At 43.8% G+C, this 11,391-nt stretch carries 16 protein-coding genes; all 16 read left to right on the top strand.

Features of this window, described 5'->3' with window-relative positions; translation table 11 throughout:
- On the top strand, window positions 1–208 hold a 208-nt coding region (locus KKI13_02420; GenBank protein MBU4487907.1), incomplete at its 5' end, for a hypothetical protein.
- Between the two features lie 194 nt (window positions 209–402).
- Window positions 403–831, top strand: a complete 429-nt coding sequence (locus tag KKI13_02415) for a PilZ domain-containing protein (GenBank protein MBU4487906.1) — start codon at window positions 403–405, stop codon at window positions 829–831.
- A gap of 141 nt (window positions 832–972) precedes the next feature.
- Window positions 973–1,278: a DUF134 domain-containing protein gene (locus tag KKI13_02410; protein MBU4487905.1), complete on the top strand. Its 306-nt coding sequence runs from the start codon at window positions 973–975 to the stop codon at window positions 1,276–1,278.
- Window positions 1,275–2,447 (top strand): permease, encoded by a 1,173-nt coding sequence (locus tag KKI13_02405; protein MBU4487904.1) that lies wholly within the window; start codon window positions 1,275–1,277, stop codon window positions 2,445–2,447. The genes KKI13_02410 and KKI13_02405 overlap by 4 nt, the downstream gene beginning before the upstream one ends.
- Before the next feature lie 14 nt (window positions 2,448–2,461).
- Window positions 2,462–2,695: a TM0996/MTH895 family glutaredoxin-like protein gene (locus KKI13_02400; protein MBU4487903.1), complete on the top strand. Its 234-nt coding sequence runs from the start codon at window positions 2,462–2,464 to the stop codon at window positions 2,693–2,695.
- 9 nt (window positions 2,696–2,704) lie between these two features.
- The gene (locus KKI13_02395) at window positions 2,705–3,121 is read left to right on the top strand and encodes a hypothetical protein (GenBank protein MBU4487902.1); all 417 of its coding nucleotides are present in this window, start codon (window positions 2,705–2,707) and stop codon (window positions 3,119–3,121) included.
- A complete protein-coding gene (locus KKI13_02390; protein ID MBU4487901.1) occupies window positions 3,118–3,807 on the top strand; it encodes a sulfite exporter TauE/SafE family protein in 690 nt (229 codons plus the stop codon). The genes KKI13_02395 and KKI13_02390 overlap by 4 nt, the downstream gene beginning before the upstream one ends.
- Before the next feature lie 123 nt (window positions 3,808–3,930).
- Window positions 3,931–4,326 carry a hypothetical protein gene (locus tag KKI13_02385; protein MBU4487900.1) on the top strand — a complete coding sequence of 132 codons (396 nt, stop codon included), beginning with the start codon at window positions 3,931–3,933 and terminating at the stop codon, window positions 4,324–4,326.
- Between the two features lie 117 nt (window positions 4,327–4,443).
- On the top strand, window positions 4,444–5,781 hold the full coding sequence (locus tag KKI13_02380; protein ID MBU4487899.1) for a B12-binding domain-containing radical SAM protein: 1,338 nt from the start codon (window positions 4,444–4,446) through the stop codon (window positions 5,779–5,781).
- An 82-nt stretch (window positions 5,782–5,863) separates the two neighbouring features.
- Window positions 5,864–7,303, top strand: a complete 1,440-nt coding sequence (locus tag KKI13_02375) for a B12-binding domain-containing radical SAM protein (protein MBU4487898.1) — start codon at window positions 5,864–5,866, stop codon at window positions 7,301–7,303.
- Between the two features lie 17 nt (window positions 7,304–7,320).
- The gene (locus tag KKI13_02370; GenBank protein ID MBU4487897.1) at window positions 7,321–7,659 is read left to right on the top strand and encodes a hypothetical protein; all 339 of its coding nucleotides are present in this window, start codon (window positions 7,321–7,323) and stop codon (window positions 7,657–7,659) included.
- A gap of 11 nt (window positions 7,660–7,670) precedes the next feature.
- Complete coding sequence (locus KKI13_02365) at window positions 7,671–8,018, top strand: hypothetical protein (protein ID MBU4487896.1); 348 nt, start codon at window positions 7,671–7,673, stop codon at window positions 8,016–8,018.
- 24 nt (window positions 8,019–8,042) lie between these two features.
- Complete coding sequence (locus KKI13_02360) at window positions 8,043–9,425, top strand: amidophosphoribosyltransferase (protein MBU4487895.1); 1,383 nt, start codon at window positions 8,043–8,045, stop codon at window positions 9,423–9,425.
- Complete coding sequence (gene trxB / locus KKI13_02355) at window positions 9,422–10,372, top strand: thioredoxin-disulfide reductase (protein MBU4487894.1); 951 nt, start codon at window positions 9,422–9,424, stop codon at window positions 10,370–10,372. The genes KKI13_02360 and trxB overlap by 4 nt, the downstream gene beginning before the upstream one ends.
- Before the next feature lie 14 nt (window positions 10,373–10,386).
- The gene (locus KKI13_02350; protein MBU4487893.1) at window positions 10,387–11,094 is read left to right on the top strand and encodes a DUF1559 domain-containing protein; all 708 of its coding nucleotides are present in this window, start codon (window positions 10,387–10,389) and stop codon (window positions 11,092–11,094) included.
- 173 nt (window positions 11,095–11,267) lie between these two features.
- Window positions 11,268–11,391, top strand: a 124-nt coding sequence (locus tag KKI13_02345) for a type II secretion system GspH family protein (protein MBU4487892.1), incomplete at its 3' end; no start/stop codon positions are given.

Genomic DNA, 11,391 nt, shown 5'->3' with positions numbered 1-11,391 from the left:
CGGAACACGGCTTATTCAAATATTGAAAAAATGCTTCAGGGTGAAATTGTTCACATTCAGCGAAGTCGCATCATTTTTAATCGCCGCGCCGTTATTGCTTAAAAACGTCATAACCAGAGAGATACAGAAAAAACGCCTTATAAACTCCCTTAAGCAGATAGTCTTGAATAACAGACTCCTCTCAAGATTTATACACCATTCAAAGTGAAGAAAAAAGATCAGCCAACATATCCAAGATATTTCAAACTATCCAAATTATACAAGATAGCACACTTTTGTTTTTGACTTTTGTAATCCGCCGCCCCGTTTGTTAATGATAAAAAAGGTGGTTTTCTTCTATTGCTTCATCTCCCGTTTTGAGGTATATTTAAAGTGGGGTTATATCATACAGGAGTAGGAGAAATGAAAGCTACCAATGCAGAAAATCAAGGAACCGCAGCGCTTTTAACAAAAAAGGCATTTGAAATAGATACGCTTCGGGCAGCGAGGCGCCGATATCCTCGCGTCGCCAAGAACTTAATAATAGGGTTCAGAAAAATGGATTCCATGGAAGAGTGTAATACCGCCGTTACGGAAGATATAGGCATGGGCGGGTTTAGGATTAACGCGGCGTTTTTTGGAAATCCTTTATCGGCAAATGATATTATCGAAATAATTATTAAAGACCCTCGAAGGAATATTAAACCGATAATAGCGATAGGGCACGTTGCATGGATAAAAGAAAAAAGCGATAATGACTACGAAATAGGAGTAATGCTTACCAACATAGCTCGAAAATACAGGAAGAAATTTATACAATACCTAAAGGCAGAAATAGACTTGAAATGCTGAACCGAAAATCATACAAGATAGCTCGCTTTTAGCACACTTATTGCTCCCCGCCATACCCTATTAACAGTAAAAAAGCTTGCATAATTGCTAGGAAATGCTATAATTTAGTTATGAACATATGTTCATAATAGGGGTAAGTCTATGAGGCCTAAAAAAACAAGATGGATTAGTTATGTTTCGGGAGAACGGTGTTTTAAGCCTTTGTGCAGGCCTTTGAATAAATTAAAAGGCGTATATTTGACTCTTGATGAATTCGAGGCCGTTAGGCTCGCGGACCTTGAAGGGATGAAGCAGGTTGATGCGGCAAAAAAGCTTAGGATATCAAGGCCCACATTCTCAAGAATCGTATCTTCGGCCCGCAACAAGATAGCTGACGGGTTAGTTAATATCAAAGCTATACGTATAGAAGGCGGTTGCTGCCAGGTTATTGGAAGGAGTAGGAAGTGAAAGAATGGAAAAAGCTCCTATACATTGTAGCGGCACTTTTGGCATGTTTTTATCTGCCGATCGAAAATCTGCGTTTTACAAATGCGGTTTTTGAAGCGCTAGCTCTTGTCAGGTGGTATGCCAGAGAACATGTGTTTCTGTGCTTAGTCCCGGCATTCTTTATTGCGGGAGCGATTTCTGTATTTGTCAGTCAGGCATCGGTCATGAAATATTTCGGCGCAAAAGCTAATAAATTTCTTTCATACAGTGCAGCATCAGTTTCGGGGACAATTCTTGCAGTATGCTCTTGCACCGTTCTGCCTTTATTTTCAGGTATATACAAGAGAGGGGCCGGCCTTGGACCCGCAATTGCCTTTTTGTATTCAGGGCCTGCCATTAATGTTCTTGCTATTATTTTCACCGCACGCATTCTCGGGTGGCAGCTTGGACTGGCACGCGCCATAGGTGCGATTATATTTAGCGTGGTTATCGGTTTATTGATGCACTTGATCTTCTTGAAAGAAGAAAGAGAACGCCACGCAAATAGCAACTTTGACATAGGCGAAACGAGAGAAACACGATCGTTAGGCAAAACCGTTCTTTATTTTGCTTCCATGATAGCATTCCTGGTTTTCGCTAACTGGGGTAAACCGCTTGAAGGCGACCACGGCTTGTGGTCTATAGCTTATCAGTATAAATGGTGGATCGCAGGTTTTTCTTTGGTCAGTCTGGTTTTTATGCTCTTTAGATGGTTCAAGAAAGACGAACTGAAGGAATGGGCTTCGGCAACGTGGGGTTTTGCATTACAAATTTTGCCTCTTTTATTAGCAGGAGTACTCGTATCGGGGTTTTTGCTTGGAAGAGTAGGGCACGAAGGGATTATTCCTTCAAAATTTGTTGCGATGCTTGTCGGTGGAAATTCCGTATGGGCAAATTTCTTTTCCTCTATAGTAGCGGCCCTCATGTATTTTGCAACACTTACAGAAGTGCCAATACTGCAAGGTCTTATCGGCGCGGGTATGGGCAAGGGGCCTGCCCTAGCTCTTCTTCTCGCCGGACCTGCCCTGAGTCTACCTAACATGCTTGTTTTGCGCAGTATTGTAGGAACAAAAAAGACGGCGATATATGTGAGTTTAGTTGTGATTATGGCGACTATAAGCGGCATGATATTTGGTTGGATTGTTAAGTAAGGTGGGGTATGGCAATGAAAATAGAAATTTTAGGAGTCGGATGTCCAAAATGTAAACAGTTGACCGCGAACACAGAGGCGGCGCTTAAGGAGCTTAATATCTGCGCGGAGATTTTCAAGGTGACTGATATCAGCAAGATTACCGAATATGGCGTAATGATGACTCCGGCGCTTGCCCTTGACGGCACAGTTGTTTCAGCAGGTAAGCTATTAACCAAGGACGAAATAAAGAAGATTTTGTCAAAATAAAGGATGCTTATGCTTAAAAAATTATTTCTTATTCTGTTTCTATGCGGATTTACAGTAATTTCTTTTGCCGAAAGTAATTCTCCGGATGCCAAGGTGTATGCGTATTATTTTCATGGAACATTTCGCTGCCCCACTTGTTATAAGTTAGAGCAATATTCCAAGGAAGCGATAGAAACTAACTTTAGAGACGCCATTTCTTCAGGCAAACTTGAATTTAAAATCGTTAACGTCGAGGACAAGGGCAACGAGCATTACGCTAAAGACTACCAGCTTTATACCAAATCGCTTGTTTTGTCATTGGTCAAAGACGGTAAGGAAGTAAAATGGAAAAATCTTGATAAGATTTGGGAATACGTAGGCAACAAGCAGAGATTTATTGATTATGTTAAGGCCGGAGTTGCCAATTTCCTGAAAGAAACCGAATGATAGAGATATTAATAGGTTTTGTATCAGCATTGTGGTTGGGCATATTAACCTCAATAAGCCCCTGCCCCTTAGCGACGAATATAGCGGCGCTTTCATTTTTGTCCAAGAAAATAACCCATCCTAAGGCAGTATTCCTATCAGGAATTTCTTATACGATTGGCAGGATGTTGGCATATGCGATATTAGGCTTTCTTATTGTCAAATTTCTATTAAGCGCGCCTTTAGTAGCCAATTTCTTACAGAAATATATGAACAAAGCATTAGGGCCGATCTTAATTGTTATAGGCCTCTTTTTAGTGGATATATTGAAATTTGATATTTCAAGCTTAACGATTTCAGAGAAGCACCAAAATAAACTCGTCGGGTCCGGTATATTTGGCGCAGGTATTTTGGGGTTTATATTTGCTCTGTCTTTTTGCCCTATATCTGCTGCGTTATTTTTTGGAAGCCTAATACCATTAGCAGTCGAACACAAGTTTGGTTTAAGCTTACCTCTTATCTATGGAATTGGGACAGGGCTTCCTGTTTTGGCTTTTGCTTTAGCGATTGCGCTAGGAATTACTTCTTTAAACCATTGGTTTCATAAAATAAACAAGCTTGAGATATACGCAAGAAAAATTACAGGAGCAATTTTTATAGCGGTAGGGATATATTACGCATTAATATACATACTACATGTTTCATGATAATCGCAAAACATTTAAGATGCTTCAAATTACATAATATGGCACACTCTTGTTTTTGACTTTCACAACTTGTTGATATATAATCAGCAAAGAGAGCGGATAATATAACTAAAGGAGGAACGCGTGAAAATTTTACGAGGTGTTTTTATCGCGATTACTGTGGCGGGAATGATAGTGGCTTTGTCCTATCCATTGTTAGCGGAAGATGACAAAGAGTGGCAAGAGAAGTGTGAGGCCAAGGTAAAGGTATTAAAAGACTCGGCAGCTGTTCTACAAAAAACAAATCCCGAGCTGGCAATAGGGTTGAATAAGTGTGCGGATGAAAAAACAAAAATGATGCAGGAGTGGAAAGAACAAAAGGATCGTTATGAAGCCAGGGAAAAACTCCTGTCCGACTCTGCGGCAGCCCTTAAGCAGTCGAATCCCGAGCTGGCAAAAAAGTTGGAGAAAATGTCAAAGAATAAGCATGGGGAAAAGATGCATAAGATGAAGAAAGAAAAACGTAAAGAAGACGACTAGAAACGTTAAAAATATATTTTTATAAACACCGGTACCAAATAAAACGCGGCATTTTTAAGCCGCGTTTTTATTTTGCATATTTCACAAAAAGGCGTATAATCAGAGACGGAGATTACTATGAGCAAGAAAAAAATACTTTTCATCTATCCTTCGTCCTACGATAGCCAAAACCGCTTGATAAAAAGCAGGAAATCGTTTGTTCCCTCGCGCACGCTTCCATATCTTGCAGCTTTGACGCCGCGAAGCTACGAAACGCGGATCATCGATGAATTAATGGATGATTTGACCTTCGATGAAGATGTGGATCTGGTTGCGTTAACCGGCATGCTTCGTCATATACCGCGCGCCATAGATATCGCCAAAGAATTCCAAAAACGCGGAGTGCCTTCTCTTATCGGGGGTGTCGGAGCATTCTCACTTCGCAATATGGTAGAAGAAAGCGGCGCCTTTGAATCTTTTATCATCGGAGAAGTGGACGAAACATGGCAGGAGATTCTGCATGATTTTGAGGCAGGGCAATTAAAAAGGCGTTATGAATGCGCCACCCCTCCCGAGCTTTCGGGCTTACCTCCGGCGCGCTTCGACCTGCTTAATATGAAAAAATATATGAGGTCTTTTGTAAACGCAAAAGATCCTCTTGTGCTGATCGAGACAAGCAGAGGTTGTCCGCATAACTGTAGCTTTTGCCTCGTAACGCGTTATTTCGGGAAGAAGATGCGCTATCGTCCCATCGGCGAAGTCGTTGATGAGATAAAATATCAGGGAGCAAAACATATAATGTTTACGGATGACAATATTGCTATAAACCCTGCGCGGGCCCGGGAATTATTTCAGGCCATAAAGCCGCTGGGGATCCAGTGGCTCGGACAATTTGAAAGCAGGATGATCGAAAGCCCCGAACTGTTGCGACTGGCCGCCGAAAGCGGCTGCCGGACCGCCTTTGTGGGAATTGAATCGATCGACAAAAATAATCTGGTTTCAATCGATAAGCATCAAAGCGCTCGGCTTGATTTCAAAGATGTTGTGAACGGCTTTAAAGAAGCAGGCATGGATCTCTTTGCCAGCCTTATTTTCGGGATGGATCATGATACGGCAGAGATAATCGACCGCACAATAGAGCAGTCGATAGAGCTGAACATAGATGCTATTATTCCCTGGATGCTTACTCCCATACCCGGGACGGCGTGTTACGATGATTTTAAGAAAGATAATCGCCTGACCCATGAAAATTATTCCTTATATGATTTTTTTCATCCTGCCATCCGGACGAAACAAATGTCCACGGCCGAATTCGAGGAACACTATTGGCAGGGATTAAGGCGGTTTTATAGCTTGCCCTCCATTTTACTGCGGGCATGGCGCGGCAGGAAATTGAATGTAACATGGTTTTTATGCAGTCTATACTTTCACCAACAGGTTAAAAGAGGGTTGCATCCATTTGCGGGGTATTCGTAAGCGTGCTTTTCCATTGACTTCAATAACTGCACGGTGTATAATGAAACAAAAGTTAGATAGTGCCGCCAAATAGAGAGAAAATATGAAATATAAGCACGCTTTATTTTTAAACCCCTATATGCGGAGCGCATCATCAACCGCGATAGGTATGTTTCCGCCTACTGGGCTTGAATACGTGGCAACAAGTGCCAGAAATCTGGCCGGCAAACTGACGCTCCTTGACTTAAGATACGATAAGGAAGTATGCGATACCGAAAAACTCCTGGATTTTGTACGGAAAGAAGTAGATTTTGTGGGAGTCAGCATTACATGGAACCGCGATTTTGAAAAGGTCTGCGACCTCTTAAATTTAATGCCTGATGATATACCTCTTATTGTGGGAGGCTATAAGGCAACAGAATGCGTTGAGGAGATTTTCGAAAATTGCCCAAAAGTAGATATTATTGTGAGAGGCGAGGGCGAGGAGACGATAAGGGACATCCTGAACGGCAACCCTCCTGAAACCACTCTCGGCATTTCTTATAGAAAAGACGGTAAAGTAATCCACAATAACAATAGGCCCCTGCCCGATATAAATACCATAACACCTCCGGATCGCAGCATGAGGCGCAATAATTACCATATAATAGCAAACGGCGTACGGGTGGCGAATACGTCGTTCGACACGATATTAAGTTCAAGAGGGTGCCCTTACAATTGTAAATTTTGCACGTTTAGCCTGAATCCGCTCGGCCAGAAACGCGACTACGCGGGACGCGCCCCTGAAAGCGTCGTCAAAGAAATAGAAGGAACAAACGCGGATTTCATACTTTTTAGCGATGATAACTTTTTTACCGACACCAAAAGGTCCGGCGAGATCTGCGATTTAATCGTAAAACGTAAAATAAAGAAACGTTTTTTGGCGCAGGCGCGTATTGATGTAGCCCGCCACCCTGAGCTTTTGGAAAAAGCGGTTAAGGCCGGATTCAAAATGATATTAGTGGGCATAGAATCGCCGCATGACCGCATACTTGCCAGTTTTAATAAAGGCTTCAACCAGGCGGAGATAAGGAAATACTTTTCGGTACTTACGAAATATCCAATTCTCTATCACGGCAATTTTATCTACGGCAATATAGGCGAGACCGAAGAGGAGATGCTGTATATCGCAAAATTTGCCAGAGAAATAGGCGTTGATTCGGTGGCTTTCAGCAGGCTGAGGGTGGATAAATATTCGCCCCTTAGAGAAGTTGTGGCAAAAACTCCAGGGTATCATCTTACCGACAGAGGCCAGCTTTATTCGGATACTTACAGCCACGACGCGTTGAAAAAAATACACAGGAAGATAAAATTTTCTTTCTATACGCCCGGTAAACTGCTTCACCTGGGGTGGAAATTCGCAACCGTAGGATTTCTTACTTTTCCCGAAGTCGTATCTTTTTTTATTTCCGGTCCGGTTTTACTGAAGGGCGTTATAGCCAGAGAAATACACAAAAATCGGCTCGGCGATTCCCTAAAACGCATATTCAGGCCTCACGCATAATTTGAGAGGAGGAAATATTGAATAAGATATCGTTAGTTATTTGCGCCGTAATAGCGACGGCATTGATTATGGCCGTTCCGTCTTATTGCGGAGAGGATGATCAAACAATAAGGACCATAGACGGCAATATAGTATCGGCGGACTGGGAAGACTCGTCTATCACCGTAAAATGGCTTAATACGCCGGGGGTGATAGAATATAACGAGGAGACATTTTATGTTCCACAGAATGCGAGGATAATGAAAGGCGGCGACAATATATGGTTGATGGATCTCGAAGTCGGCGCCCATGTAATGGTCGATTATTATGAAGACGGCGATACGCTTACGGTAAAAAATGTAATAGTTAAAGATTAAAGGATGGGAAGATGAAAAAGGCGCTTATAGTCATTGTCGTAATGCTCGTGGGGCTGGCCGTCACCATGACGTCTTATTGCGCGGTGCAGCCTCCGAAAAAGGATATGAAAACCCTCAATGGCGAAATAGTCACTAAGGATACCGTAGCCCAAACCATAGAAGTAAGATGGCTGCGGGATCCGGTGGGAAGAGGCTATGACCAGACTACCTTCTTAGTGTCTGAAGAAGCAAAAATCACCGACGGTATTGAGGGCATAGGGTTTGAAGAGCTTGATATGGGCGACAAAGTTATCATTGTTTATTATGAAGATCCATTCGGAGAGCTCGTGGCGACACGCATTACTGTTAAGGTCGAATAGGATCTATTTTTCGGGGGTAATTTTATGTGCGGTATATTCGGTATAGCGGGCCATAAAGAAGCGGCAAGGCTTACTTATCTGGGCCTCTACGCCCTTCAGCACCGCGGCGAAGAGAGTGCCGGCATATTTTCTTATGACGGTAAAAAAGTGAGGCACCATAAAGGCATGGGCCTTGTGGGCGAGGTGTTCGACGAGGAGAAGATACGCTCGCTTCGCGGAAGTCTCGCTATCGGCCATGTCCGCTATTCCACCACCGGTTCAAGCCACGTCTCCAATATCCAGCCTTTTTTGGTAAATCATATGAGAGGCCACATAGCGATAGCGCACAACGGAAACCTCACTAACGTTTTAAATCTAAAGCGCGCTATGGAGGAGAAAGGCTCGATCTTCCAGACATCTATGGACTCTGAAATAATAGCGCATCTTCTGGCGCGGGCGAACAAAAAAGACTATAAAGAGAACATTGTATGGGCGCTGTCGCATCTTGAAGGGGCGTATTCGCTAGTTCTCATGATGAACGATGTACTGGTGGGCGCGAGAGACCCTTACGGCTGGCGGCCGCTTTGTTTAGGTAAAGTAGACGGGGCCTATGTCCTGGCGAGCGAGACCTGCGCGCTTGACCTCATCCGCGCAAAATATGTGAGGGAAGTAGAGCCCGGGGAAATATTGTTTATTACGAAAGACGGCCTTGAGTCGATAAAGCCTTTTCCGAAAAAGAAGACAGCGATGTGTATATTTGAATATATATATTTTGCGCGGCCCGACAGCAATATCTTCGGCAAAAATGTGTATCTGACTAGAAGGCAGCTTGGCGCGAATCTTGCCCGCGAATGCCCCGCAGGAAAGAAATGTGATTTTATCATGCCGATCCCCGATTCCGGAAATCATGCGGCGCTGGGTTTCGCGGAGGTAGCGAAGATACCTTACGGCGTCGGCATTATAAGAAACCATTATATAGGCAGGACATTTATCCAGCCGTCTCAGCACCTGAGAGATTTTAGCGTTAAAGTAAAATTGAACCCGATAAAAGATGTCCTTAAGGATAAAAGGGTAACCGTGGTGGAAGATTCCATCGTGCGGGGGACAACGAGCCGCGGCAGGGTAAAGGCGCTCCGCGAAGCCGGCGCCAAAGAGATCCATATGCGCATAAGTTCGCCGCCGATAAAATTCCCCTGTTATTACGGCATAGACTTTCCGACAAAGAGGGAGCTGATAGCGTCAAACCGGTCCGTTAAAGAGATAGGAGAGTTTATAGGCGTAGATTCACTTGGCTATATCAGCCTGGAAGGCATGCTGAACGCCATGTTATTGCCGAAGGATTCCTTTTGCGTGGCATGTTTTACGGGAGATTATCCCCTAAAGCCGCCGGCAAAGATATCAAAATATTCACTGGAAAATAAAAGATGAGTGAAAATATATACGACATAGTTATAATAGGCGGAGGGCCGGCCGGATTGACAGCCGGGCTTTACGCTAAAAGGGCCGCGATGAATACGGTGCTTTTGGAACGGTATTTACCGGGCGGCCAGGTACTTCTTACCGAAAGGATAGAAAATTATCCCGGATTTCCGGAAGGAATAACAGGACTTGAACTGATAAACAGGATGAAAGAGCAGGCGTTAAGTATAGGGCTTGCCATAAGAGAGGATAATGTCATCGAGATAAAAGAAGAAAAAGGCCCGGCAAAAAATTTTAAAGTCATTACAGAAAGCGGCAGCGAATATAAAACGCTTTCAGTCATATTGGCGGCAGGGGCCACATGGAAACATCTTGGCGTACCCGGCGAGGAAAAATTTGCGGGAAGAGGTGTATCCTATTGTGCCACCTGCGACGGGCCGATGTTCAGAAATAAGAAAGTAGTGGTCGTCGGCGGAGGAGACAAGGCAGTTGAAGAGGGGATATATCTCACGAAATTTGCCAATGAGGTTACACTGATCCACCGGCGGGATCGCCTGCGTGCCGCCAAAATCCTTCAGGAAGCGCTTTTTAAGAACAAAAAGATAAATCTCTCGCTTAACTCGGTTGTCACATCAATAGAAGGCGATAAAGTTGTAAGCGGCGTAAAAATAAAAGATGTCCGTGACGGCAAAGAAAAAGAAATAGCATGCCAGGGCGCCTTTATTTTTATAGGGGTAGACCCGAACAGCCTTCTTCTGAAAGACAAGACGAAGACAGATGAAAGCGGTTATATACTTACCGATAATAATATGCAGACGTCCACGGAGGGTATCTTTGCATGCGGAGACGTGCGCAACAGGGCTCTGCAGCAGATAGTCGTCGCAACAGGGGAAGGCGCCCAAGCCGCGGTGAGCGCTCAAAAATACGCCGAAACCTTAAAAGGTACCGCTTATTAATCCCCATCCGAATAATGACTAATGCTATGAATAAAAAAGCATTTACCTTAATCGAACTTCTTGTCGTGATAGTAATTATCGGTATTCTTGCGGCTTTAATAGTACCTGTTATGGGCAGGGCAAGGGAAGGTGCACGGCGTGCACAGTGTGCCAATAACCTTCGTCAGCATGGGATTGCGTGGTATCTGTACCTCGATGACCATAATGAGTGTTTTCCGAAAGCTGGTGATCCGCCAAGTGGTGTTGGATGCGGTGTCGCCTCATTTGGCGGCAAGGCTGGGAGCTCCCTAGGATATGAAACCTACACTGCTACTATGCGACCTCTAAACCGTTACCTTGATGTAGATAATACTAGTTCTGCGGAGATTTTTCATTGTCCCGATGATACAAAAGCATCCTCTGGTGATAAAACGAATTTTGCCGCTTGGGGAAACTCTTATTCCTGCAATTGGAGTATCCTTGCATTTGGATCTCCTGCCACGCAAAGACCTCTATCCACAATAACTTCACCTAGAAGTAAAGTCTATTTGGAAATGTGTATGCCTAGTACGAACCCTGGGCATGGCGGAAAGGGTTCTGTTTCTCCAAACACTCCTGTTATGGTGCTTTTTGTAGATGGGCATGTAAAAGGACCGTATTTATACTATAATGATTTGGACCAGACAAGGCAGGGTGACTATCCCGAAAGGCCCGTATATTATTTCCCTAACACGACCGAATAATTAACAATTAACCTTTACCCGCCCCGTCTACCATCACCTTGCCAACCCGCCTTCTGTGAGGTATACTTGTGTGTTATTGGGGTCAGTGTGTTATTGGGGTCAGACCCTGATTATGTTAACTACGCCACATTATACACTTTGCCAATCCGCCTTCCGTGAGGTATACTTAAAACATGAATAAAAAAGCCTTTACTCTAATAGAACTTCTCGTAGTAATAGTAATTGTTGGAATGCTGGCGGCTATACTTCTTCCTGTATTTGGAAAGGCACGAGAAGCCGCAAGAAGAGCCATGTGTG

It is taken from the genome of Candidatus Omnitrophota bacterium, assembly GCA_018894435.1.
Taxonomy (GTDB): Bacteria; Omnitrophota; Gorgyraeia; order JAHIPI01; family JAHIPI01; genus JAHIPI01.
This window is presented reverse-complemented; position numbering and strand designations above follow the sequence as displayed.